Below are 26,393 nucleotides of genomic sequence, written 5' to 3' on the forward strand. Positions count from 1 at the left end.
ATTATTAGATTTTAGTTAACCAGCCGTGCTTATCTTCACTTTTACCCCATTGAATATCGTTCAATGCTTGGCGAAGGCGCGCAGTAGTTGGGCCTGGCTCGCCAGTACCTACTTTGTATTCTTTATCGTTATGAATAAATGTACCCACAGCAGTTAGTACAGCTGCAGTGCCCGAAAGCGCCGCTTCAGTACCAGGTTTAGCAGCACGCTCTAATAGCTCAGTAACGCTAAAGTTACGTTCGCTTACCGTCATACCTAAATCTTTGGCTATGGTTAAAATACTATTACGCGTTACACCATGTAAAAACGTGCTATCAAGCGCTTTAGTAATAATTTCGTTGCCATCAATAAGTATAAAGTTAGCAGCACCGGTTTCTTGTACATCGCCACCTGGGCAAAATAAAATTTGGTCTGCCTGATACTTTATACGTGCAGCGCTAATAGGTGCTAGTGCACTGGCGTAGTTACCACCACTTTTTACCATACCCATGTGCGGAGCGCAGCGCATACCATCTTCTTCAAGCAGCACGCGCAGTGCAGTTGCACCACCGGCAAAGTAATCACCTACTGGCGATAGTAATGTGTATAAAAGCGAGCTCATTGATGGCGCTGCGGCTTTACCAATTGCAGCCTCTGTACCAATGTGCGTTGGGCGAATATACATAGAACCCGGCGGTAATGGCGTTTCATCTGCGTATTCACGCATAATATCGATAATCATCGTTTTTAGCATATCGCTGTCAAAACTCGGTAAGCTTAATAGCGCTGAGCTTTGTTGCATGCGTGCAATGTTTGCATCCATTCTAAAAAGATAAACAGAACCATCTTCATGGCGAAAGGCTTTTAAGCCTTCAAAACATGTACTTGAATAATGAAGAACGTGCGCACCAGCATGAAGTTCAAGTTTATCGGAAGGGACAATTGAGCTTTCGCTCCATTTATTATCAGAAAAACGAGCTTGAATCATCTGCGGCATAAACACGGTACCAAATGCGGCCATTTTAATCTCTCTTGTGTGGTCTATTTCCCTCCATTGTATGACAATCACACGCTATTTAACCATAGCTAAAGTAAGGCTTTTTTAATTAACGATGAGAATTTTTTGCAAGTGCTGTTTACTAATCAACCGCATTGGGTGCTATAAACAAAAAAATCGGCTAATGCAGTTGCACTAGCCGATTTTTTAGAAGTAAATAATTTACTTGAACGAATATCTAATAATACGTTTTAGCACCGAGGTATACTGTTTAAAAAAGCTACCTGTATGGTAATCAATACCGTGTTTTTTCAAAACGGCTTGTACTTGAGGTGCAACTTCTTGGTAGCGCGAAGACGGCATATCTGGAAATAAGTGATGCTCTATTTGGCAGCTCAAATGCCCCGTTAAAACATGAAACCAATGCGACCCTTTAATATTAGACGAGCCCAGTACTTGGCGATAATACCACTGCCCTTGCGTTTCGTTTACGCAGTCTTCTTGTTTAAAGGTTTGCGTTTCTTCAGTAAAGTGACCGCAAAATATTATGGTCGACGTCCATAAATTACGGATTAAGTTAGCTACCAAGTTACCCGCTAATACCCATAAAAATAAAGGCCCTGCAAGTAACGGAAATATCGCATAATCTTTAATTAACTGGCGAGCGCCTTTACTAAAAAAGCGCTGCTTTAATGTAGAGTGTGATACAAGCCCTTCACGGTTTTCTTTCTTTTTACCAATAAAAACACGCTCTGCAGCCAATTCGTGATACGACACGCCCCACTGAAATAACACACTTAAATTAATATACGTAAAAAACTGCCATACATTTTTAAAACGCCATTTAAAATCATCGCTTAAACGCAACAAGCCATAACCAAAGTCTCTGTCTTTACCAATAATATTAGTATACGTATGGTGTTCAAAGTTATGAACGCGATGCCAACTTTGCCCGTCGCACGCTATGTCCCATTCATAATGTTGTGAGTTAAGTTGCTTGTCGTTCATCCAATCGTATTGACCATGCATTACATTGTGGCCAATTTCCATATTGTCTAAAATTTTAGCAAGCGCTAATAGCAACACACCTGCAACCCACAATAATGGTTGAATAAAACCGAGCATTAGCAAAATTCGCCCGCTCCATTCACACACTCGCTGTTTGCGCACAACAGAGCGAATGTAGTCAGCATCTTGTTGGCCAACTTTGCCAAGGGTGTCCATTTTAATGGCATCTAGCTCGCTTGCGAGCATGTCATAGTTAATGTTTTTCATAATTGTAACTCCAAATCACTAACAGGTTGGCTTACGCAAAGTTGGATTAATTGCTCGCCGTTGTCACTCAATTCACCTGTTTTTAAATTACGTACCACGCCTGACTTTTTAATACATTGGCATTGATGGCAAATACCAATACCGCAACCGCGTTTAACGGGTAGCTTTTTTTCTTCAAACTGAGTCAGTAAAACATCATTGCCCGATACAACATGGGCACTGGCGTTAATTTTTACATTAAATTGGCTGTCGTCGTTTAAGGTAGGCAGCGCCAAACCAAAGGCCTCTTGGTAGTAATTTAGCTTATGCGTTTTAGCAAAATCACCCACCGTTTGCATAAATGCTGCAGGACCACAGCAGTAAATGTCTGGATTTTCCCACGGCTTAATATTGCTGGTTATATCGCTTGATTGCTCACGCGTTAATAATAAAAACGAAAAATGCTCAAACTGCGCCGCCAACTCACTTAGCTCATCAACACATTGATGCTCAGTAGCTTTTGCGTAATACACTAACGACACTTTTTGTGTAGTTTGGCTTAAGTAATCATCAAGCATAGCCAGCATAGGTGTTATACCCGATCCGCCTGCAATAAAAGTGGCTGGCGTGTGTGTGTTTTTAAATACAAAGTCGCCGCTTGGCGCAGAAATATTGCACCACAACCCCGCTTTTAATGCACTGCTTAGTAAGCCTGTAAAGCGCCCTTGCGCATTTGTTTTGATTAGTAAGCGCACCAAACCTGTATTTTTAAATTGCTTAGCGCTTGAGGCCACGGTAAAAACGCGTGTTAATAATCGCCCATTAATTTCAACCGTTAAACTTATATGCTGCCCTGACGTATGTGCATGCCATTGTTTGCTTGGCTTAAGTTGTACACTTAAAAAACCGCCATCAATTACAGCTGTACTAACTACTTGCGCTCTAAACTGCCCTGCACGCCACGCAGGTTTAAACACCTGCATTACGGGCTCTATGTAGCCTGCAAAACTTTGATGGTGTAAAAACCATTTTGAAAATTGGTTTAATACTTGAGTCATCATGGTTAAATCTCTATCAAATCTTAATTACTTTGAACTTACACGTGTACGCCCAAACTTCAGCGCACAAGTGTACGCTCAAATTTTAAGTTTTCAACCCCAATAGAGTAATTATTCAATTTTTATTAGCGCAATTTGCTTAAACAATTTCCTGTGAAGAGATAATTTTAAAACATATAAGTGTGCATTTTTCATTCAACTCAACACTTAACAAATTTATTTATGCCATGATAAGGTTATGTAAGATTGGATTAATTTTGGAAGCCATAATGATAAATTTAAGGTCACATAACACTCACCCTAAACTAATAAGTGCAGGCTTAGCCGTTGCTATATTTGCTACTAACGCACCCGCGCATGCAAAAAGCGATTACGTAAAAAACTATAAGCAGCTCGATACTTTATCGCTTAGCGTTAACGCAGTAACAGCGGCAGAAGCTGTGGTTATACCTTGGGCTATAGAGCCTTTAACTAACGGCGATTTGCTAATATCTGAGCGCAGTGGAACGTTATTTTTATTACCTAAAAATACCACTAAATTAACTGAGGTCTCTGGGCTGCCCGACATTGACGCTAATGGCCAAGGTGGATTGCTTGATTTAGCACTACACACCGATAGTAAGCAAAATCCATGGCTGTACTTTAGTTACTCAAGTAGTGAGGGCAAAGGAAGCGGCAGTAACACCGCCCTTATGCGCGCCAAGCTAAGTAGCGATCATACGCAGTTGTCTGATCAGCAATTGCTATACAAAGGCGAGCATAATAGTACCAAAGGCCAACACTACGGCAGCCGTATTGTGTTTGATGATGAAGGTTATGTTTATTTTTCAATTGGCGATCGCGGCTCGCGCGACATAAACCCACAAGATCTCACCCGTGATGGCGGTAAAATTTATCGCTTACACGAAAATGGTAATATCCCAAGTGATAATCCGTTTGTTGAACAAAAAAATGCAAAACATGCGGTATGGTCTTATGGACACCGTAATCCACAAGGTATGTGGTTTGATAATCAAAATAATACTTTATGGTCTCACGAACACGGGCCACGCGGCGGCGATGAACTTAATATTATAAAAAAAGGCGCTAACTACGGATGGCCTTTAGTAAGTTATGGCGTTAACTACAGCGGCACCAAGTTTACCGACCTTAAAGAAAAAGACGGCATGCAATCGCCCGTATTACATTGGACCCCTTCAATTGCCCCTTCCGATATGTTGTACGTAACGAGTGACAAATACCCAAAGCTTAAAGGTAAGCTATTACTAGCATCAATGAAATTTGCATTTATTAGCGCATTGGAAATCTCAAAGGGTAAGGTTGTTAAGCAATATAAAATACTCGACGGAATAGGCAGAGTACGCAGCTTAGCTCAAGGCAGTGATGGTTTTATTTATTTAGGTATTGATGGCCAAGGTATTAAACGCCTAGAGCCAGAAACGTAAACACTAGAACTAGCACACAGTATGCAAAATTACACCGTGTTTACTTTGCGCTTTTAAAGCGCAAAGTAAACATTTTCACCAAACAAAGAACTATTAAGCCCATTAATGCGTACACTAACTAAATATAATTTAATAAATTAAGAGAATACTAATGTTTTCATTTTTAAAGCCTGACCCCGTAAAAAAACTGCGTAAAGAATACGACGTAAAACTAGAGCAAGGCATGCAGGCACAAAGAAAAGGCGACATTAAAAGCTTCGCAATGTTAAGCGCCGAAGCCGAAAAGATCTGGAGTGAAATAGAAACTCTAGAGGCAAAAAAAGCTAAATAATACCAATCGTGTTAAGTTATTAGACATTTATAGCGACGGATAAATAGAGTGATAACAAGGCATAAATTTCAACATGTAGTTGTTCTACATGAGAAATTTATAACGCCGTTAACGCTTTATTTAGCACGCTAGAAAGGCTAAATATTTAAGTCGATTGGTATCAGTATATTTAACGTGTCACCCCTGTTTCAAAAGCAGGAAGACGCGTTTAGTAAATAATTCATGACCTCCTTATACAACTTCCACCATTCCTAAACCACTTTTTATAATATGCATACACAAACAAGTGTACTTAAAGCGGCTACTTGCATTATCACCACCGTTTTTTAGTGGCTGTTAAATGATTTACAAGGTTGGCATCTTACGATTTATTGGTATATCAGCGTCGGAAACAGCAATTCTTACAACAGAGCGAACGAGTTAGCGGGCGAGCCTGCTGAATAGAATCAATGAGTTAACTTGCTTAATTGCTCAGGCTAATAGCGACTGTGCGTGATGAAAATATCATTGCTTAACAGTTAAATATTAGGTTTAATGAATAGATAATAAACGCTGAGCATTGCAGGGAAAGCTTAAATTATAATAGGTAAGCTTATTAAATTAGCTGATTTAGCTAGAGCCTCTAAAAAGCAAATTCCCATAGCATAAACAACACCAACTCTGACACACCGAGCAGGTAGCGCCTCAGTCCAACAAGCGATTATGCAACACAAACTGCGTGTCGCATAAATACTAAAGTGTTAAATGGCTCCATACATCTGAGTTATAGGAAATTATGGAAAATATAATAGGAACCAAGATTTCGGAAGTGCTTGACGGGATGAAAGTCGAAGGTTCTGATCGCGTGTTATTAAGCGTTATGCTTCATGATGTTGTTTTTGATAATCAACGAGCAATATTTGATCTTGTTCAGCTAGGTCACTTGACCCCTGCATCTGCTTTATTACGCGTATTATTTGAAGCCCATGTTAGAGGAATATGGCTATTCGCATGCGCTACTGACAAACAAGTTCAGCAGTACAAAAAAGACAGTGTTAAATCAAGAGTAAAACCTAAAAATAACATACCGTTTCAAGAAATGATTTCTGACATCGAAAAAGAAATGCCTCACTTAAATGGGTCACTGAGTGATTTTAAAAAGAATCATTGGAAGGGCTTGAATAGTTTAACTCACTCGGGAACCCAACAATTTAAATATCAATTTAATAATGGAGAAATGAGAAGAAAATATTCTGATGATTACGCAGAGACCTTATTAGATTTCTCAAAAAGATTGGCCATACACTCGCTCGGTAGTTTAGGAAAAATAGTGAAAAGTACGAAAATAATCCAGTGCTGCATAAATCTTTCCAGTGAACACATTTCACAGCCATTTAACAAGTGACTATGGTGTCAATTCCTAATTTCAAACCATTTTAGGATCCCACATGACACCATCCCTCACCATAGAATTTATGATTACTATAAGCTTTCTTATACAGGCAATAATAGCCACTTTTTTAGGTTTCCCTGCCGCGACTAGCCGATGATAAATAGCTTTAAATTTAGGGTTACATTGGATAGCTGACATCATTGCCATATACATTGCGGTTCTAATTTTTGGCCGTCCACCTCGTATCATCCGTTTACCCTGATAAGCACCACTTTCTCGATTAAATGGTGCAACACCAACCAGTGATGCAGCCTCTTTATTGTTTACACACCCAAGCTCAGGCATGTCACTAAGTAAGTTAAATGCGACAACATTCCCAACGCCAGGCACACTTTGAATAATGTCATTCTTGACCTTATATTCGTCACATTCTTTGATGAGTTTTTGTAGTTTCAAATCTACTTTTTCAATCTGATTTTTTAATGCCGTTAGGATAGGTTTTATTAGTGATGATATTGTTTTTGGCATTATCTGTGAACGATTTTTCTCCATCGTTTGCATATCCATTAACTGCCTTCTTCTAGAAAGTAAATCACTCATCAAGCGCATCTGCTCTGGCTTTAAAGAAGAGAGTGGTGGCTTTATTGCTTCACCAAAATGAGCGATGAGTTGCGCATCAAGTTTATCTGTTTTTGCTTTTTGGCCAATAGCGCCTGCGAAACGTTTAATATTAACGGGATTAGCAACAACGAAAGGGATATTCGCTTGAGCACACGCCATAATAAAGGGGTGTTCAAGGCGCCCAGTTGCTTCAATAGTAACACGCGTTATTGGGTGCTTTTTTAGTGTTTTTATAGCGTGTTTAATGCCGCCGTCATTGTTTTCTACGGTGAAATATATATCTAAAGGTCGGATGTAAATATCGAGTTGAGTTTTACCTGTATCGACACCGACGTTAATTTCATTTTGATTATTGAGTGTATTCATAATAAGCTGACTCTGCCTTGCGATTCGGGCTCGAGGCCCCGTTGACTATCCGAGTTTAATGCTTGGAGTTTATACAGCGTTCTTTCTTGTTATCGGTCTCTCAATAGAGGAGCCTTCAATCAATCGAACTACTGTATAAAAGGCTTTGGTTGCAGCCAAAGCTTGGGCCTCACATTACCCGAACTTGGTTAAAGTATTAATTAATTTATGGGTTTATTATCCATACAAGTCAATCCAGCCGACCGCCTCCGGCGGCGACTGATTTAGGCGTTATATACCTAGGAGCATCAATGTCAGTTATAGCTAATACACCTAAACCTCCATATTTTGCTGTTATTTTCACTTCCACACGAACAGAAGGTGATAATGGTTACGGTGATATGGCAAATAGGATGGTTGAGCTTGCAGAACAACAATCCGGATTTTTGGGTATAGAATCAGCAAGAGAAAATGTCGGTATAACTGTTTCTTATTGGGCAGATTTAGATTCAATTAAAAATTGGAAAGCTAACTCTGAACACTTAGAAGCTCAAAAAACTGGCCGTAAGTCTTGGTACGATTCATTTAAGGTTCGTTTATCCAAAGTTGAACGTGACTACGGTATATAACAAGTCACTACAAAGGACTATGCTCTTCCCCCCCGTTTATTAGGTCTCACGATTATTTTTATCATACACATTCTCAGGATTTATTTGCATTAGCAGTGCGGGGTTGTCTATTGGCTTAAACCCATATTGCGCGTACAGACCATGTGCATCAGAAGTCGCTAATAAAAAGCGCCTGAGCCCTTGCAGATCAGGGTGCTCTACTATCGTTTTAATAAGTAACTTACTCAGACCATTACCTTGCAAGTGCGGGGCAATAAATACATCTGCTAAATAAGCAAAGGTTGCTTTATCGGTCACGACTCGGGCAAAGCCAACTTGCTCGTTATGAGCGCTGTAAACACCAAAGCACATTGAGTTATCAATAGATGATTGCATCACACTTTTAGGAATGCCTTTGCCCCAATAGCTATTAGCAATAAAGTTATAAATAACGTTAAAGTTAAGTTTGCTTTTGTCTGTGCTTATTGAGTAGTTACTAATGTTTACTGTCATACGTTAGTAGTCTTTTTTACCAATGTTTTTATAAACATTTCTATAAAACGTTCCTATAAATAGTCTTCAACGTTGCTATAGCCTATAAATAATCTTTAACGCTTTTTAGCTGTTTGTCGTGTACTTTTGAAAGCACTAACAATGAGCAAATAGCCCCAAATAACGCCAGTCCCATATCTGATTGGGTATCCCACACGTAACCTTGCGTGCCTAAAAATGCTTCTGCGTTTTCGCCGCTTAACACTGCAACCCACCACTCTATTAATTCGTAAAAGGCGCTAAATGCTAAACATACCGAAATAACAAAGGTGATTAACCAGCCTCGACCATTTACTACCTTTTTGCGTAGTAAAATTTCGCGTGCTAGTAGTGCAGGTACAAACCCTTGAAAAAAGTGCCCTACTTTGTCGTAGTTATTACGCTCGCTACCAAATAGGTTATCGAAAAAAGGGACTTCGGCGTAGGTGTAATGCCCACCAATCATCAGCACTATGCAATGCGCTAAAATAAATGTATATAAAATAGGGGTAAGTTTAAAGTGGCTATAGGTGCTTGCCAGCAGCACTAAACCAATAATTGCGGGGATAACTTCAAGCAGCCATGTAAATTGATCTTTTGGGTTAATACCAGACCAAATTAATACAATAAAAAACAGGCTCAGCCATAAATACTTCATTTAGAATCCTTTTCTAAATTGATCAAATTTACGGCATTTTACGCCTTTGAAATAAACGACGCTACCTATAGTTTGTTTTTGCGGTAATGCGATTAAACAAAGTAGGAAAAAAGCGCTTAATTGTAGGCGCCCAACCACTCAAACCTTTGCCAATAATCACTTCGTCTTTTTTATTACTTATGGCACGAATCATTTTTGTAGCAGCTACGCTTACATCCATCCCATTTTCTATCGATTCTTCTGGTTTATTTTGAGCTATTCCCTGCTCGTTTAATGAGTTATGCGCAATTGCTGTTTTAATAGAGCCTGGGCAAATTGTTAAACAATGAATGTTATGTTGTGCTACTTCTGCACGTAGGCAATCCATAAAACCAACAACCGCATATTTGGAACCCGAATAACCCGTTCTAAATTTTGAACCAACTTTACCCGCCACACTACTAATAGACACAATTGAGCCACTGCGCCTTGCCACCATAGTAGGCAATATAGCTTTAGTAAGTGCAATTAAGCCAAAGTAATTAACCTCCATTAATTGGCGATACACGTTAAAGTCGTTTTCTAAAAATAAACTGCGTTGCGATACGCCGCCGTTATTAATTAAAATATCAATTGCAGGAAACTCACTCATTTTTGCTGTTATTGTGCTCAGTACTTGCTCTGGCTCAGCTAAGTCCAGCGGCACAACTAAGTGCCCTTCGCCTTTAAGCGTTGCTTTTAAGTCGTTCAGTTTCTCTACATTGCGCGCCGATAAAATAACGCGCGCTCCAAGCTCGGCAAATTGTATAGCAAGCTCTTTACCAATACCTGATGATGCGCCGGTGATCCACACGGTTTTATTATTATATTGCATGCGTTATCTGCCCTTTTATTGTTATTTATTAGGTTTTATAAAGGTACTTAGTAAAGTATTTTACTCCTTTGTAGGACCTGCTATTGCGTTTACTTCATCTTCTAATGTTTTGTAAAAACCCATTAAAAATAGTAGCTCAACAGTTACGTACAAAGGGCCTATAATTAAACCAATTAGATCATCTACAAACGCCGGTTTTTTATCTTCGTAATAGTGCCCAATAAACTGTAATACCCAGCCAAATACAAACACACCTACGCCAATACTCAACCAAGGCCAAAACGCCATTGCCGCAATAGGCTGAGCACCAACAAGGAGTAAAGTGAATATCACGGCCATAATAAAGCCAAGCGAAAAGCTCAGCATAAAATAATAAACAACCGACGCTAATACAAAAAGTTGTGCACCATCAATTACTACACTACCAAGGGGTATTTGAATGCGCGCTAGTAAACACAACGCTGCAAATACAATAAGCGGAATACCAATAAAGTGCGTTAGTACATTGCGCTTAGAACGATGATACAAACCATATTTACCAAGCTGCTGTTGAAGTGTTTTCATTGTTTTGCCTTTATTTTTATTTATAAAACTTACTTTAACAAAAGTAAGTACAGCAACAATGTCAGGTATCCGACATTTTGTAAATTAAACAAATGCAGAAATTATTTTACCCGGCTCATGCTCACCTTTCATATCCGTTCGCTCGCGCCCTTTTTGATACTCTTGCTCAAGCATTTTTTGAAGTTCCTCTATTTTATCAGCAATGGTGCTAGGGTCTGGGCCCTGACCTTGTAGCTCTTTAGTGAGCTCTTCTATTGTTGCTTTTAGCTCGTCTATTTTGTTTTTGTTTACACCTAAGCGCTGATACACCAGCGCTTCTTGGGCACTTTCTAAAAACGTTGGTTCTTTAGGGGCTGAGGTAATGCCTTTAACATCATTTGGTTTTTCATTAGGGAGGACATTAGTTGCCGCAACTTCGCTTGAACCTGCCGCTTTATTTACTGTTAGAGAGTTATAATTACTATATTGATTTTTAAAGGTTATTGTAGTCATTAGCTCAAATCCATTGTTGCATTACATGTTATGTAGCAATTTTGGTTCCAACTAAATAAAAAAGTCTCTATTTAAGCTTGTGTAGCACGCGCCTGTAACTTTTGTTTATCTAAAACAGTTATGCGTTGATACCCCAAACTAATGGCTTGTAGGCTAACAAGCTGTTGCAGTATTTGATTAATAGTTTGGCGCGTTAGGTAGGTCATATCAGCAAGTTGCTGCTGAGATAAAACAAGCGGTGTTAAGTGCTCTGTATGTTCGCTAAGCATTAAAAGTCGATTGCATACTTTTTGCTCAGCGCTTAGTAATGCGTGATCTTCCATTGAGGTAAACATTAGGCGTAACTTTTGTGCCAGCAATAAACCAAACTCTTGCCAATATTGTGGCTGTTCGTTTAATAGCTGTTCAAGCGCGCGTTGGGGCACGTAAAAAAGCACAACATCGGTTTGTGCATATACATCGTGAGTGCGCAGGCCACCATCAAACAAGGTAACTTCGCCAAACCACAGTGATGAATCAATAAAGCTCAATACGGCTTCTTTGCCTTCGTTACTTACGCCACTAATACGCACCACGCCGCTAAGTACTGCATAAATTCCATCGTGCTTATCACCTCGCAAAAATAATGACTGCTGAGCTTTAAGCGAGAGCGTTTTGCCCTGCGTTAATAAAAAGCTTTTTAAATAAGCGCTACGGTTTTTAAACCAATGCCCTTGCTCTATTACGTTTTGCTGCTGTGGAGTCATTATTTACTGCATTTGCTTATTAAATGGCTGTTTTTCGCTAACCAATTTTTTAGGGAAATTTAAATCGGTTGCTATAACAAAATCATCGTAAGGATCATTACCCGAAAACAGCTCAGTTATTAATGCATCGTTTTTATAAACATTAACGGTTACACCGCTGCCCATACCGCCTGAGTTAATAATATAGTAGTGATATTCGCCATTACTAAAAAATAAAATACTCTCGCCAATACGCCCTACTTGCCTGTAGTAACTACCAAATGGTGCATCTGGTGTTGCTTCTTTTTCAAGCCCTATGTCATTTACTCTACCAAATCGATAACTAAGCGATGAGTCATCTTTTGCAACGCAAATAGAAAGCACTTTATCGGTAGGCTCTAACTTATAGGCTGTCTTTTCATCTGGGTTACGCACAACTTTATGCATTTTTGCGTTAATGTAGGCTGCTTCATTACTTTTACAATGTGTTGCTAGCATACCGACCACTAAAGCGGGTTCGTGTGTTTGAGCTGCTGAAGGCGTGTTTACTTTGAGATTAGAGGGTGAGTTACTTACATTATTATTTAGCTGAGGACTACCTTGAATTGCCATACTTTGATCGTCACAACCAAACAGAGCAAACAAGAAGAAAGAATAAAAGCTCGCTAAAAATTTAATGCGCATAATAAAATCCATCTATGAGAGAGCCTTTAAAATAGCGATAAAACTAGCGACTCGCAACACCTTATGCGCAATACTTTATAAGTTTATTTTTAAACCATCTTCTGCAAAAACTACGTTACTTTTTAGTGATTTAATTAACGATTTTTTAAACAACTACTGGTTTTTTAATGACCGATTCATAAACTGAGATAGAACCGCCGCTTGATGCGTTTTCATCAATTGCGTTGTACATAATCACTACATCGGCATTTTTGCTAAGTTAGCAAATGTACCTATTTTTTGTTGAGTGACCAACGGCAAATTTATTAATTTTAGCTAGTATTAAAAGCTGATTTAAACACCTTATAAAAGTGTGTAAATAACTAAATTAATCAATAATTGGTTTTCTTATAATAAAATGTTGTTACCGCACTATTTCAAACGGTTTTTTATAACCAATTGTAATTTATAATTTAAATAAAATTAAATCTAAAAAACATACATTTTAAAAACAATTTAGTCTCATTTTATTAAAACAACAGTTGACCCTATTCAAAATATAAACTAGCATTTCTGGAAGCGCTTCCACAAAATCCATTTAAACAGAACTTTCTGGAAGCGCTTCCACACATTTGACAATGTTTATAACTACACAATAACAGCCCCATACAAGCTGTTAATAATAATGATAAAAGCGCGAGGGAAACCGAATGTCCAACCATATTGTAAGAAAAACAAAGATAGCGACCAGCCTATCTCTGATTTTAGGTGCATCAATCTCTTTGCCTGTATATGCACAAGAAGCAAATACAGACGTTGAAGTAATCCAAGTTACTGGTTTTAAAAGCAGTATTAAAGAGTCGACTCGTTTAAAACGCGACGCCGCTGGTGTTGTAGATGCTATATCAGCTGAGGATATTGGTAAATTCCCCGATACCAACTTAGCCGAGTCGCTACAGCGTATTACGGGTGTGTCGATTGATCGCTCAAATGGTGAAGGCTCTAAAGTAACGGTTCGTGGTTTTGGCCCCGACTACAATATGGTAACCCTAAACGGGCGTACAATGCCGGCGGCATCTTTGCCTGCAGGCGGTGGTACACCCAGCTCTCGTGCATTTGACTTTGCAAACTTAGCGTCTGATAGCGTTAAATCGGTTGAAGTATATAAAACGGGTAAAGCAAGCATTGCATCAGGTGGTATTGGCGCAACAATTAATATTAATACGGCTCGCCCGCTCGACAATCCAGGCTTTGTTTCAAGCATGGGCGTAAAAGCATTACACGACTCAACAAACCGCGTTGGTGATGACATAACACCTGAGCTTTCGGGCTTAATTAGCTGGACCGACAGTGAAGCTAAATTTGGTGCCTCGTTAACTGCAAGCATGCAACAGCGCGATAGCTCATCAACAGGTGCGTTTGTAAATCAATGGAATACATCAGCTTTTGACGGCACAATCCCACAAGCTGCAGACGATATTGTTTTAACTAATGCACCCGCCGTTGGCCAGCTTTATTCAATGCCATCAGATTTGCGCTACACCATTGCCGACAGAGAACGTACTCGTACAAACGCGCAATTAACGCTGCAATACAGCCCTATTGACGATTTAACAGCCACGCTTGATTACACATATTCTAAGCAAGATTTATTCGAAGCCCGTGCTGAGCAATCAATTTGGATGGATAACTACAAAAGCGCGCTAACGTTTGACGATAACACGGTAAAAACCCCGATTTATTACCGAGAAGAACGTCGCGATCAGCAAACACGCGATTTAGGCTTAGCATTTCAAGAGCTAAACCAAGTTAACCAAAACGACTCTATTGGTTTAAACGTTGAATACTATTTCAATTCAGAATTGAGCTTTATGTTTGATGCGCACAATTCAAAAGCCACTAGCAAACCAGATGCACCTTACGGCAGCTGGGTAAACGCAGGCTTGGGAGCAAACGTAGTTAACGCACAAGAAGTTGATTTTAGCCGTGAGCTTCCATCAATGAGTATCGATTTTGATGATTGCCGCCGAGACAACCTAAATTGTAATAACACATTAGATGCCTCTGATGTGGGTACGTCTATTTTAGATTCTAACTTTGCTCGCCAAGAATCTGAAATTACAGAATTTAGAATCCATGGTAAATACGAAATTGAAAACGGTGCAATTGACTTTGGTATAGAGTCTCGCTCTATGGAAAGCCATTCACTGCAATCACTTACGCGTAATACAATGGGTAATTGGGGTATAGAAAACCCAGGCGAACTACCTGATGGCTACTTAAACCCAACAAACTTTTTAGCTGAGTTTGACGACTACGATACATCAGGCTCGTTCAACCAAGGTTACACTGGCAGCGCATCGCAAATTGGTTACTGGGCAGGTGAAGAATACGGCTTTAACTTTGCGGCCGATGGCGCATTTGCAACTAACCGCACCATTGAAGAAGACATAACCGCTGCGTTTGTGCAATTTACTTACAATGGTTACATTGGCGATATGCCATACAACATTGTTATTGGCGCGCGCCAAGAGTCTACCGACATTACCTCAACGGCTAATATCGATTTACCTAACGCAGTAGCGTGGGAAGGTAATAACGACTTTAATGTTCGTTTTGGCTCAGCTAAAGAAGATTTCACGCTTAAATCTAGCTACGATCACTTTTTACCAAGCTTTGACTTTGACATAGAAGTAATTGAAAACGTAAAAGCGCGTTTTTCTTATAGCACGACAATTGCTCGCCCAACTTACGATAACTTAAGTTCAGCAGCGACTGTTGGTGTACCAGGTGCCCCTACTCTTTTAGCGGGTTCTTCACCGGCTACAGCGTCAACAGGTAACCCTGGTTTAGTGCCGCTTGAATCAGATAATATTGATGTATCGGCTGAGTGGTACTTTGCAGAAACAAGTTATGTGTCGGTAGGTTATTACACTAAAGACATTGAAAACTTTATTGGTTTAACACCAATGACGCAAAACTACTACGGATTACGCGATGCAACAGCGGGTCCTCGCGCACAAGCTGCCATTGCTGAGCTAGAATCTCGCGGACTTGCTCTAACCGATTCAAACTTATTTCAAATGGTTGCCGCAACAGAAAATGGCGTTGATTTTGACTCTATGACCTACGAAGAGTTTGAAGCCGCTTACGATGTAATTGCTAACAGCGATGACCCATTACTAGAATTTACAGCGCAAGTACCTACCAACAATAAAAATGCCACCATTGATGGTTTTGAAATTGCCTTTCAGCACTTTTTTGGTGAAAGCGGTTTTGGTGTGCAAGCAAACTACACCACAGTTAATGGCGACATAGACTTTGATGTAAACGCTGACCCTACTACAACACAATTTGCACTAGTGGGTTTAAGCGATACAGCTAACTTTATTGCAATGTACGAAAACGATGATTTTCAAGCACGTATTGCTTACAACTGGCGTGATAAGTTTTTAAATAGCGCAGCTCGATACGTAAACGAGCCAGGCTTTACTGAAGAATATTATCAAATCGACTTTAATGTTGCGTACAACTACAGCGAACAACTATCGTTTTTTGTTGAAGGCCTTAACATTACTGAACAAAACAGCCGCGAACATGGCCGTACGTCAGCACAATTGTGGAACCTACAACAGCTAGGTGCACGTTACAATATTGGTATGCGTTACAACTTCTAAAGGTAATACAAAGTAAAGCCGTTAGTTTTTACTAGCGGCTTTTTTGTATTTAAAACAGTATTAATGCTAGTTTAATTGTTATCAACTTTAGGGTGTTAACTCATGACCAAACCAATAACAAAAATAGTCGTTTTAGGTGGTGGTACTGCCGGCTGGCTAAGCGCAGGCTTATTAGCCGCCGAACACCCGCACCTAAGTGTAACGTTGGTGGAGTCGGCAAACGTGCCTATATTGGGCGTAGGTGAAGGCACATGGCCGTCAATGCGTAACACGCTGCAGCGCATTGGCATTAAAGAAATTGATTTTATAACCCAGTGCGACGCGTCATTTAAGCAAGGTTCTAAATTTATAAATTGGCGCAACCTCAGCGAGGGAGAAAACTACTACCACCCTTTTATGAATCCACAAGGCTACGAGCACACTAATTTACACGCCAGCTGGCAACGCATTGCACCTGATCAAAAATTTGCCGACGTTGTTAATATGCAAAGCTTTGTATGCCAAGCAGCACTTGCACCAAAACAATTACAAACACCCGAATATGCAGCGGTCACCAACTATGGCTATCATTTAGATGCGGGTAAATTTGCTGAGTTTTTAAAAAATCACTGTGTTAAAAATCTAAACGTTACACATATTATTGACGATGTAACCGAGGTTATTAACGACGAGCATGCCTATATTGCTTCATTAAAAACAAATAATAATGGCGATATAGCAGGTGATTTATTTATAGATTGCTCAGGCTCTCGTGCTCGTTTAATTGGTGAGCATTTTAATAGTGAGTTTATAGCGCAAGATCATATTTTATTTAATAACAGCGCTGTTGCGGCGCAAATACCTAATGCACACATCAATCAACCAATTGCCTCTGCTACGCTATCTACAGCGCAAAGTAACGGCTGGATTTGGGATATAGCCCTACCAACGCGCCGTGGTACAGGTTATGTATTTAGCAGTAAATATCAAAGTGATGAAAGCGCAACAAATACTCTAAAAAGCTACATAGCTAAAACTACCAGTGAGCAACAAGCTGAGCAACTTAACTACCGCGTATTAAAATTCAGCCCTGGTTACAGGCAAAAATTTTGGATTAAAAACTGTGTTGCCGTGGGTATGTCTGCTGGCTTTTTAGAGCCGCTTGAAGCGTCAGCTCTTGCTATGGTTGAGCTTTCAATTAGCATGATAAGCGAGCAACTCCCGCAAAACCGCACCCACATGAGCCAGCTTGAAACGCGTTTTAATGAGCGTTTTAGCACTCGTTGGCAGCGCGTTATTGAGTTTTTAAAACTTCATTATGTGCTAAGCGAGCGCGACGACACTCCTTATTGGCAAGATATTAGTAATTTAAATACCGCGCCCGAGCGCCTGCAAAACTTACTTAAACTTTGGCAATTTCAACCCCCTAGCCGCTTTGATTTTATTGAAAACGAAGAAGTGTTTTCATCAAGTAGTTACCAATACGTTTTATATGGCATGGGCTTTGATACACAAACAGTATCTGCACAAAATACATTTAACGACCCACGCGCTGGGGATTACTATTATCAGCAAAATCGCGAAAAAATAGCGCAGTGCTTAAATGGACTGCCAAGTAATCGCGCGCTTTTAAATCATCTTTTATCAAATAATGGGCAGCCACATAATGACTAAAACAAACGCTGTTAAAAACGTAGTAATTGCTGGAGGCGGCACTGCTGGTTGGATGGCCGCAGCGGCACTTGCTAAACTAGTTGGTAACAATATAAACATAACCCTTGTTGAATCTGACGATATTGGCACTGTAGGTGTTGGCGAAGCAACAATTCCGCCTATTCGTACATTTCATAAATTGCTGGGTATAAACGAGCAAGCATTTATGAAAGCCACTCAAGCAAGCTTTAAATTAGGTATTAGCTTTGAAAACTGGGGCGATGGAAACACGCATTATATTCACTCATTTGGCGCAACGGGCAAAGAATGTTGGGCGGGTGAATTTCATCACTTTTGGCTGCAAGGTAAAGCACTTGGAATAAACAACCCATTTGGCGATTACTGCTACGAGCTGCAAGCGGCTAAAGCCGGTAAATTTGCGTTTAATCAGCAAAACCCCATTAACTATGCCTACCATATGGATGCCACGCGTTACGCACAGTTTTTACGTGAATTTTCAGAGCCATTGGGTGTAAAACGCATTGAAGGTAAAATACAAAAAGTAGTAAAAAACACTAAAACGGGCCATATAGAATCATTGATTTTAAATAATGGCGAGCACATTAACGGCGACTTTTTTATTGATTGCACCGGCTTTAGAGGCTTATTAATAGAGCAAGCATTGCATACTGGCTACGAAGACTGGTCGCATTTACTACCGTGTAACAGCGCCATTGCGGTGCAAACAAAATCAATCAGCGATACCGTATTGCCACTTACCCGCTCTATTGCCCATAAAAGCGGTTGGCAATGGCGTATACCACTGCAAAACCGTGTCGGCAACGGATTAGTTTATTGCAGCCAATATATGGATGACGAACAAGCCAAAGCGCTATTATTAAATAACATTGAAGGCGAGGCGCTTACAGAGCCCCGTATAATTAAATTTAAAACAGGGCGCCGCTTAAAAGGCTGGAACAAAAACTGCCTAGCGCTTGGCCTTGCTAGCGGTTTTGTTGAACCACTTGAGTCCACCAGCATTCACTTAATTATGTCGGGTATTATTCGCTTTATGCGTTTATTTCCGTTTAATGGCATTACCAATCACGCCATTGATGAATACAACAAACAACTTAAAAGCGAAATTGAAAATATTCGCGACTTTATTGTGCTGCACTACAAAGTAACTAATCGCGATGACAGTGAGTTTTGGCAGCATTGTAATGCCATGGAAGTGCCAAAAACACTTCAGCATAAAATTGATTTGTTTAAACAAACCGGCCGTGTATTTTTAGATGATGGCGACATTTTTAGAGTCGATTCATGGGTGCAAGTTATGCTTGGTCAAGGTATTGAGCCTAATCAACATCACTTAATAGCCAGCATGATGAGCGACGAAGAACTCACCCGTTTTTTACACGGTATTAAGCAACAAATAGAGCAACGCGTAAGCCAATTACCGCCTCATCATGAGTTTTTAAAGCAGTATTGCCCAGCATAAATATCCTCTTTAAAAAAAGCCCTTATTACTAAGGGCTTTGAGACAACACACAATAAACTTAACTTATAAGCACTCTACTACTCACACTTTATTTTTGCTGTTTCAGCGCCTTGTGGTTCAAAGCTAATATCTGCAACTGAAACGTTAAGCTCGCCTGCCGTTTTAATAATAAAAGGGCTGGTTACTCTGGCAAAATCAACACCCTTTTTAGCAAAACACGTTAAATCTATGCTCATGGTTTGCCATGTATTTAAATCAGCATTTTCAAGCTCATTGGTAATATCAAGCTCGCCACCACAACCTTGTTCGCACTTCATTGCAAGGTATGTATGTGAGCTAGGTATTTGGTTTACTTTATAGCTAAAACTAAGGGCCGAATTTGCTTCAATGTAGGCCACTTTGTCTTCGGTAAAGTTACTATTAATTTCGATGTAGCTGGATGCAGTGCCATCAAAGTTAAATTGCATCGCATCTTCTTGAATCGCTTTGTCTTCAGTGCGATAAGTAATGCCACCGAGCTTTACACTGTTACTTGCTACTTGGTGCTGCTCGCTGTTTGAATTTAAAAACAAACGCCACGGCGTTTTAAAACTGCCATTAAATATAGACAACGGCGCAAGGTTACTAATATCAACACCTGAGTCTTCATTTAGATTATTGGCAAGCGTACTTTCATCTTTATATGTTAAACCAAAGCCATAGGGTAATAATGGTGAGTAATCAGCATCGCCCTTATTTACTGCGGTTTGTAGTGGCGATTTAGGCCATGAGAAAGACAATTTACCTTTAAAGTCGTACTGTACCTGCCCACTTGCATCCGCTAATAAAACATCTGCAATGCCTTGTCCTTCAGTGCCAGGAAGCCATGCTGCTACAAATGCATCTGACGCGTTTAGCTCGCTGTTAACCCACATTGGTCTGCCCGATATAAACACAGAAACAACCGGTATATTTTGCTGCTTTAATGTTTTTAATATTTTAAGAGAACGTTTATTGTTACGTTCAAACTCAAGGTTGTCTTTATCGCCATGTCCCTCTGCGTATGGTTCTTCACCAAATACAACAATGGCTACATCAGGTTTGGTATTAAACTCACCCGTTGGGCTTAAAATAGCGTTACCGCCAGCAGCCTCTATTTGCGTTTTTAATCCGGCATAAATAGACGTTGCTCCAGAAAAATCTGCATTTTGATTATTAGTTCCCTGCCACGTAATACTCCAACCACCCGATTGCTTGCCTATGTTGTCTGCCGCATCGCCTGCTATAAGTATGTTGCTTGATGGGTTAAGCGGTAATAAATGGTTGTTGTTTTTAAGCAGTACTAGCGACTCTTGTACCGCTTGGCGGGCAATATCGCGATGTGCTGGCGCACCTATTAGTTTTAATTTACCTGAATATTTTCGATTTGCGGGGCTTGGTTTATCAAATAAACCCGCACGTAATTTAACGCGTAAAATACGTGCTACGGCGTCATTTATTCGCGCCATTGTTATTGTGCCCGCTTTTACTTGTTTAATTGTATTTTCATAAAGTGGTTTCCAAGCACCCGTTGGCACCATAAAAATATCAAGCCCCGCATTAACAGCCTGCGGGCAACTTTCATTTGTACAGCCTGCAACTTGTCCGTGTCCGTTCCAATCTCCTACAACAAAGCCATCAAAACCCATTTTTGTTTTTAATACATCGGTAAGTAAGTATTTATTGCCGTGATTTTTTTTACCATTCCAGCTATTAAACGATGCCATAACCGACTGACTACCTGCGGTTAAGCCACCTATATAACCTTGCGCATGAATGTTATATAACACCTCTTCGCTATCAATGTTATCGCCTTGATCGTCACCATCTACTGTGCCGCCATCGCCTAAAAAGTGCTTAACGGTACTAATTACGCGTTTGTCACTTAAAAAGTCTTCATCGGCTCTGCCTTGCAATCCGTTTACAATTGCGGCTGAATACTCACGTACAATTGCAGGGTCTTCTGAGTAGCCTTCGTACGTTCTGCCCCATCGGTCGTCGCGCACCACCGCAACAGTCGGTGCAAACACCCAATCTATGCCTGTTGCCATTACCTCTATTGCAGTAGCTGCTGCAATGCGCTCAATTAATGCGGGGTTATTAGCAGCACCTAAACCAATATTGTGCGGAAATAACGTCGCGCCAATCACATTATTATGGCCATGTACTGCATCAGTGCCCCACATGGTTGGAATTTTACTGCCATCAATTGAGTCATCAACCGAGGCTTGGTACATGCTCTCAGCAAGTGTTATCCAATCTGCAGGCGTTGCATGCTTATTAGCATTTGGGAACGAGCCACCGCCATTTAAATACGAGCCAAAACCATATTTACGCATGTCTTCAACACTAATATCGCGAATTTCAGGTTGGATCATCTGCGCTACTTTTTGCTCAAGCGTCATTGTTTTTAAGTACTGTGCAATCGTATTTTCAATTTCAGGCGTTTTAACTACTTTGCTTTTAAGCGTTGGCCAAAGTGATAAATCACCTTGCTCATGCTCAGCCTTTTTGACTACGGCGCTTTGGCTATTATTTGCGTTAATCTCTTGTTTGTTACACCCACTTAAAACGCACAATCCTCCTATTAAAATAGGGAGCATGTGTAACCTGTTAGTGTTTAAGCTTTTTTTCATTTTTATAGCCCTGTGTTGTGTCAGTGTGATTTTTTGAGCGCCTATTTGTTATTTAAATTTAACTATTGACCTGTTTAACAATAGCCACTAACCTAAATATGGAAGCGCTTCCTTAAAGTTATTAAATACCATACTTAGTGATTAATCAAATTAAATATGGAAGCGCTTCCAATAATAAATTTAATATACGCTCTATACAAAGCAAACTTTACCAAAAAGAAGCAGAGGTTTTCTCTTAATGAAACAATTATCTTTACCTAGTGGCTCACCACTTTTAGCCAAAAATTTTACTTATGGTGTAGCTACGGCCTCATTTCAAATTGAAGGCGGCGCAGCTGATCGCTTGCCATGTATTTGGGATACCTTTTGCAGTAAAGAAGGCAAAATAGTCGATAATTCAAATGGCGATGTAGCCTGCGAGCACTACACTCGCTGGAAAGACGATATAAACTTAATTGAATCATTAGGTGTAGACGCTTACAGACTTTCGATTTCGTGGCCGCGCGTAATGACTAAAAGCGGTCACTTAAATCCGGCAGGCGTTAAGTTTTATACCGACATTTTAGATGAATTAAAACGCCGTAACATTAAAGCTTTTGTAACGCTGTACCACTGGGATTTACCACAACATATTGAAGACGAAGGTGGCTGGCTAAACCGTAACACCGCTTACGAATTTGCACATTACACAGATTTAATTACCAAAGCTTTTGGGGAACGTGTGCACTCTTACGCCACCTTAAACGAGCCTTTTTGCAGCTCTTACTTAGGTTACGAAATAGGCGTACATGCACCTGGCATAGTAGGTCGAGAATTTGGTCGTAAAGCCGCGCACCACCTATTACTGGGTCACGGTTTGGCTATGCAAGTACTTGCTAAAAATAGCCCAAATACACTAAACGGTATTGTACTTAACTTTACGCCTTGTTACTCAGTTACCCAAAGTGAAGACGATTTAAAAGCCACTGCATTTGCTGATGACTATATAAACCAATGGTACATGCAGCCTGTAATGCAAGGTAAATACCCTGATATTATTAAGCAATTACCTAAAACCCACCACCCTGATATTTTAGATGGCGATATGGAAATAATTGCTCAACCGCTAGATTACCTAGGGGTTAACTTTTATACCCGCATGCATTATCAAGCAAGCGATTCCGACTTTTACCATGAGCTGCCACATAAAGCACCAATGACTGATATAGGCTGGGAAATTTATCCTAAAGCGCTGACAGAATTACTTGTATCGTTAAACGAAAAATACACCCTACCACCTATTTATATTACCGAAAACGGTGCAGCCATGGCTGACGAATTTAAAGACGGTGAAGTAAAAGATAACGACCGTATTGAATATTACCACGAGCATTTAAATGCCCTGCATAACGCAACCGAGCAAGGCGTAAAAGTAGATGGTTACTTTGCGTGGAGCCTAATGGATAACTTTGAATGGGCTGAAGGATATTTAAAACGTTTTGGAATAGTACACGTAGACTACAATACACAAAAACGAACTGTTAAAGCCAGCGGTAAAGCGTACAGTAACCTAATAACTAGCCGATAATTTATCGGCTTATAACAATAAGAACACACACTGTGAACAAACTCCCTTTATACGAAAAAGTCGGTTACGCCATGGGCGATGCCGGCGCTAACTTAGTATGGCGCGGCGCGCTTGCTTATTTAGCGGTGTTTTACACCGATACATTTGGCATATCTGCAGCCGCTGCTGCCATGTTGTTTTTGGTGGTAAGGCTATCTGATGGCGTAACCGATATTATTATGGGTATGATTGCCGATAGAACGCAGTCGCGCTTTGGTAAATTTCGCCCATGGATACTCTACTCGGCACCATTTTTGGGCTTGTTTATGGTGTTGTGTTTTACTACACCCGACTTTAGCACCACCAATAAACTTATTTATGCCTACGTAACTTATATAGGTTTAACGCTTGCTTACACCGTAAGTAATGTGCCCTACTCGGCACTTATGGGCGTAATGACACCAGACGATACAGAGCGCACAAAGCTCTCTGGTTTTAGGTTTGCAGGTGCGTTTACTGGTGGCTTATTGGTTATGGGTTTTTTACCTGAGCTAGTGGCATTTTTTGGTGGCGGCGACAACACCAAAGGCTATCAGCTTACTATGTACTTATTTGCCAGCTTACTTATTATTTTAATGATTATAACGTTTGCGACCACCAAAGAGCGTGTAACACCGCATGCCTCAAATGAAGGGAATTTAAAATCAGAGTTATTTGATTTAACCAAAAGCCTGCCATTTATAATCCTACCTTTGCTTGCTACCACCCTGTTTTTTTATTACCGCGATTTATACAGCGGCGTATTTTTTGCCCTTGTTATGGCTGCAATGACATTCGTTATTAAAAAATTGCTCAGTAAAGATAAGCAAAGCTTAACGGGATCACAGCGCGACATGGTTGATCTTCTGACCAACAAACCTTGGTTGGTGTTACTCGGCATTGGTTTTTTAACCATGATGTTTAATGGCATAAAATACGGTGTAATTGCGTACTACTTTAAGTATCACGTAGCCAATGAACTCATGGCTGGGCAATACTTTATCGCTTTGTTGGTTGTATCTATATTTGGCGCACTTGCCACAGGTAAACTGGCCGAAATTATGGGTAAACGAAACCTATTTATTGCATCATTAATGCTAAGCGGCATACTCACTACTGCATTTTACTGGGTGCCTAGCGATAACCTGGTTGCTGTATTTACCTTTGGTTGCGCTGCTGAATTTTTTGCCGCGATGATGCCAACATTATTTTTTAGTATGCTTGGTGATTCAGCCGATTATTCAGAGTGGAAAAACAAACGCCGCGCTACAGGCCTTATTTATTCTGCGGGTACATTTGTGCAAAAAACAGGTGGTGGTTTTGCCGGTGCATTAGTATTGGTGGTACTTGCAGGCTACGGCTATAACGGTATGGATGAGCTAACAATTACACAAGCCTTACCTGGTATGCAGTTACTTATGAGCTGGATACCTGCCGCATTTGCTTTTTTAGGCGCCGCATTGATGCTTATTTATCCACTAACCTCAGCGATGACGCAAAAAATAACAGAAGACTTAGCAATTAGACGCAGTAATGTGTAAATTAACTTTTAATGACCCTTCGCGCTTTATATTTTTATAAAGCGCGAGTAAAAACACATATAAGCTAGGACATCAATGGCGACAATTTATCAAGTATCAGAAATGGCAGGTGTGTCTTTATCAACTGTTTCAAGGGTACTTAACGACAACGACTACGTAAGCAAAAAAACTAAAAAAAAGGTATTAGAAGCAATGAAAGAGCTAGGCTATCAGCCAAGTTCTATTGCACGCTCTTTGGCATCTAGCACTACAAACAGCGTCGGTATTTTAGTTTCTGAGTTGGATGGTCCGTTTTTTGGTCAAATGATGTCAGCCATTGAAGAGCACCTTCGTATAGCGGGTAAACACGTTATTATTACGCCTGGGCACAGTGACGAGAAAAAAGAAAAAAGCGGCTTTGAGTTTTTAATAGGCCGTAATTGCGACGCTATTATTGCCCACGTAGAAGCTGTATCAAACGAGTACCTAATTGAGTTAAGTAAAGGTAAAACCCCGATTTACTTAATGAGCCGCTACGTTAAAGAAATTGAAGAAAACTGCATTAGCCTCGACAACGTAATGGGCGGCTACTTAGCCACTAAAGCCATGATCAACAAAGGCCATAAAAACATTGCGTACATAGCAGGCCCGCAGTTTAAAGAAGACGCGTCAAACCGTTTAAAAGGTCACAAACAAGCCCTAGCAGAGTACAACCTAACCTTTGACGAAAAGCTATTTTACATAGGCGACTTTAAAGAAACCGGCGGAAGCGACGGCTTAAGGCATTTTATTCAAAATAAAGCGCAAATAACCGCGCTTGTATGCGCCAATGACGAAATGGCATCGGGTGCTATGAAATACGCCCGCGAACACGGTTTTAACCTGCCAAAAGATTTAGCCATTATTGGGTTCGATAACGTAATTTTTACCAATTATCTCTACCCAACACTGACTACAATAGATAACCCCGTTCCCGAAATGGGCCGAGCTGCGGCTAACTTAGTGCTTAAAGACATTTACAAAAAAAGCGGCATAACAGTAAAGCACGTGTTTCAGCCAAAGCTTATTTTAAGAGACTCAACACCCGATATTAATTAACTTTAAACCTAGTTTAAATCTAGTTTGAATCTAAGTTATGTAATTCATTACGCACCCACTGCGTATTTAAATATTGATCTACGCGCTGCTGCGTAAACTTTTAAAAGTGACGTGCAGCATGCGATATGTGCCTGTCTGCTTGCATTTCAAAAAACCCTATTCAGACATAAATGCTCACAAATATAAAACAATATCCACATGAAAAAACTACAATAAAAAGCATAATAGAT

The 26,393-nt window shown here is 40.1% G+C and carries 22 protein-coding genes; 10 read left to right on the plus strand and 12 right to left on the minus strand.

Annotated features, from left to right (window positions below):
• Positions 1-4: 4 nt before the first annotated feature.
• The 3 genes from AC5NT5_RS09885 to AC5NT5_RS09895 form a co-directional block, all read right to left on the minus strand.
• Complete coding sequence (locus AC5NT5_RS09885) at positions 5-1,006, minus strand: branched-chain amino acid aminotransferase (protein WP_272941825.1); 1,002 nt, start codon at positions 1,004-1,006, stop codon at positions 5-7.
• Between the two features lie 192 nt (positions 1,007-1,198).
• Positions 1,199-2,251, minus strand: a complete 1,053-nt coding sequence (locus AC5NT5_RS09890; protein ID WP_024595642.1) for a fatty acid desaturase family protein — start codon at positions 2,249-2,251, stop codon at positions 1,199-1,201.
• A complete protein-coding gene (locus AC5NT5_RS09895; RefSeq protein ID WP_494512903.1) occupies positions 2,248-3,291 on the minus strand; it encodes a flavin reductase family protein in 1,044 nt (347 codons plus the stop codon). The genes AC5NT5_RS09890 and AC5NT5_RS09895 overlap by 4 nt, the downstream gene beginning before the upstream one ends.
• Before the next feature lie 266 nt (positions 3,292-3,557).
• Here AC5NT5_RS09895 and AC5NT5_RS09900 point away from each other — a divergent pair, with 266 nt between their 5' ends.
• The 3 genes from AC5NT5_RS09900 to AC5NT5_RS09910 all read left to right on the plus strand — a co-directional run bounded on the left by AC5NT5_RS09900 (position 3,558) and on the right by AC5NT5_RS09910 (position 6,448).
• Positions 3,558-4,733, plus strand: coding sequence for a PQQ-dependent sugar dehydrogenase (locus AC5NT5_RS09900; protein WP_494512902.1), 1,176 nt, complete (start codon positions 3,558-3,560; stop codon positions 4,731-4,733).
• A 151-nt stretch (positions 4,734-4,884) separates the two neighbouring features.
• Positions 4,885-5,064: a DUF6435 family protein gene (locus AC5NT5_RS09905; RefSeq protein ID WP_007375469.1), complete on the plus strand. Its 180-nt coding sequence runs from the start codon at positions 4,885-4,887 to the stop codon at positions 5,062-5,064.
• Between the two features lie 775 nt (positions 5,065-5,839).
• On the plus strand, positions 5,840-6,448 hold the full coding sequence (locus tag AC5NT5_RS09910) for a DUF6988 family protein (protein WP_494512901.1): 609 nt from the start codon (positions 5,840-5,842) through the stop codon (positions 6,446-6,448).
• Between the two features lie 21 nt (positions 6,449-6,469).
• Here AC5NT5_RS09910 and AC5NT5_RS09915 read toward each other — a convergent pair whose 3' ends face one another.
• Positions 6,470-7,423 carry an IS110 family RNA-guided transposase gene (locus AC5NT5_RS09915; protein ID WP_024598675.1) on the minus strand — a complete coding sequence of 318 codons (954 nt, stop codon included), beginning with the start codon at positions 7,421-7,423 and terminating at the stop codon, positions 6,470-6,472.
• 290 nt (positions 7,424-7,713) lie between these two features.
• On the opposite strand from AC5NT5_RS09915, the gene AC5NT5_RS09920 reads away from it, so the two are divergent.
• Complete coding sequence (locus AC5NT5_RS09920) at positions 7,714-8,031, plus strand: antibiotic biosynthesis monooxygenase family protein (RefSeq protein ID WP_494512900.1); 318 nt, start codon at positions 7,714-7,716, stop codon at positions 8,029-8,031.
• A gap of 39 nt (positions 8,032-8,070) precedes the next feature.
• On the opposite strand, the gene AC5NT5_RS09925 is transcribed toward AC5NT5_RS09920, so the two are convergent.
• From AC5NT5_RS09925 to AC5NT5_RS09955, 7 genes are all read right to left on the minus strand, one after another.
• Positions 8,071-8,523: a GNAT family N-acetyltransferase gene (locus tag AC5NT5_RS09925; protein ID WP_494512899.1), complete on the minus strand. Its 453-nt coding sequence runs from the start codon at positions 8,521-8,523 to the stop codon at positions 8,071-8,073.
• Between the two features lie 82 nt (positions 8,524-8,605).
• The gene (locus AC5NT5_RS09930; RefSeq protein ID WP_290192931.1) at positions 8,606-9,199 is read right to left on the minus strand and encodes a DUF2238 domain-containing protein; all 594 of its coding nucleotides are present in this window, start codon (positions 9,197-9,199) and stop codon (positions 8,606-8,608) included.
• Between the two features lie 61 nt (positions 9,200-9,260).
• Positions 9,261-10,052 carry an SDR family oxidoreductase gene (locus AC5NT5_RS09935; protein WP_494512898.1) on the minus strand — a complete coding sequence of 264 codons (792 nt, stop codon included), beginning with the start codon at positions 10,050-10,052 and terminating at the stop codon, positions 9,261-9,263.
• A 60-nt stretch (positions 10,053-10,112) separates the two neighbouring features.
• Positions 10,113-10,616, minus strand: a complete 504-nt coding sequence (locus tag AC5NT5_RS09940) for an Mpo1 family 2-hydroxy fatty acid dioxygenase (protein WP_494512897.1) — start codon at positions 10,614-10,616, stop codon at positions 10,113-10,115.
• Positions 10,617-10,700: 84 nt separating this feature from the next.
• Positions 10,701-11,108: a hypothetical protein gene (locus AC5NT5_RS09945; protein ID WP_494512896.1), complete on the minus strand. Its 408-nt coding sequence runs from the start codon at positions 11,106-11,108 to the stop codon at positions 10,701-10,703.
• Positions 11,109-11,179: 71 nt separating this feature from the next.
• Positions 11,180-11,854 carry a Crp/Fnr family transcriptional regulator gene (locus AC5NT5_RS09950; RefSeq protein ID WP_182711610.1) on the minus strand — a complete coding sequence of 225 codons (675 nt, stop codon included), beginning with the start codon at positions 11,852-11,854 and terminating at the stop codon, positions 11,180-11,182.
• 3 nt (positions 11,855-11,857) lie between these two features.
• A complete protein-coding gene (locus tag AC5NT5_RS09955; protein ID WP_494512895.1) occupies positions 11,858-12,529 on the minus strand; it encodes a hypothetical protein in 672 nt (223 codons plus the stop codon).
• A gap of 677 nt (positions 12,530-13,206) precedes the next feature.
• Between AC5NT5_RS09955 and AC5NT5_RS09960 the strand changes: the two genes are divergently transcribed.
• The 3 genes from AC5NT5_RS09960 to AC5NT5_RS09970 all read left to right on the plus strand — a co-directional run bounded on the left by AC5NT5_RS09960 (position 13,207) and on the right by AC5NT5_RS09970 (position 19,306).
• Complete coding sequence (locus AC5NT5_RS09960; protein WP_494512894.1) at positions 13,207-16,173, plus strand: TonB-dependent receptor; 2,967 nt, start codon at positions 13,207-13,209, stop codon at positions 16,171-16,173.
• Positions 16,174-16,275: 102 nt separating this feature from the next.
• On the plus strand, positions 16,276-17,826 hold the full coding sequence (locus AC5NT5_RS09965; protein WP_494512893.1) for a tryptophan halogenase family protein: 1,551 nt from the start codon (positions 16,276-16,278) through the stop codon (positions 17,824-17,826).
• A complete protein-coding gene (locus AC5NT5_RS09970; RefSeq protein ID WP_494512892.1) occupies positions 17,819-19,306 on the plus strand; it encodes a tryptophan halogenase family protein in 1,488 nt (495 codons plus the stop codon). The genes AC5NT5_RS09965 and AC5NT5_RS09970 overlap by 8 nt, the downstream gene beginning before the upstream one ends.
• 77 nt (positions 19,307-19,383) lie before the next feature.
• Here AC5NT5_RS09970 and AC5NT5_RS09975 read toward each other — a convergent pair whose 3' ends face one another.
• Positions 19,384-21,960: a glycoside hydrolase family 3 protein gene (locus AC5NT5_RS09975; protein ID WP_494512891.1), complete on the minus strand. Its 2,577-nt coding sequence runs from the start codon at positions 21,958-21,960 to the stop codon at positions 19,384-19,386.
• A gap of 238 nt (positions 21,961-22,198) precedes the next feature.
• Between AC5NT5_RS09975 and AC5NT5_RS09980 the strand changes: the two genes are divergently transcribed.
• The 3 genes from AC5NT5_RS09980 to AC5NT5_RS09990 all read left to right on the plus strand — a co-directional run bounded on the left by AC5NT5_RS09980 (position 22,199) and on the right by AC5NT5_RS09990 (position 26,163).
• Complete coding sequence (locus AC5NT5_RS09980) at positions 22,199-23,527, plus strand: GH1 family beta-glucosidase (protein ID WP_494512890.1); 1,329 nt, start codon at positions 22,199-22,201, stop codon at positions 23,525-23,527.
• A 32-nt stretch (positions 23,528-23,559) separates the two neighbouring features.
• Positions 23,560-25,086, plus strand: a complete 1,527-nt coding sequence (locus tag AC5NT5_RS09985; protein WP_165742816.1) for an MFS transporter — start codon at positions 23,560-23,562, stop codon at positions 25,084-25,086.
• A 75-nt stretch (positions 25,087-25,161) separates the two neighbouring features.
• Positions 25,162-26,163 (plus strand): LacI family DNA-binding transcriptional regulator, encoded by a 1,002-nt coding sequence (locus AC5NT5_RS09990; protein ID WP_010553502.1) that lies wholly within the window; start codon positions 25,162-25,164, stop codon positions 26,161-26,163.
• Positions 26,164-26,393: the final 230 nt, after the last annotated feature.

Source organism: Pseudoalteromonas sp. J2K-J599, from assembly GCF_059295115.2.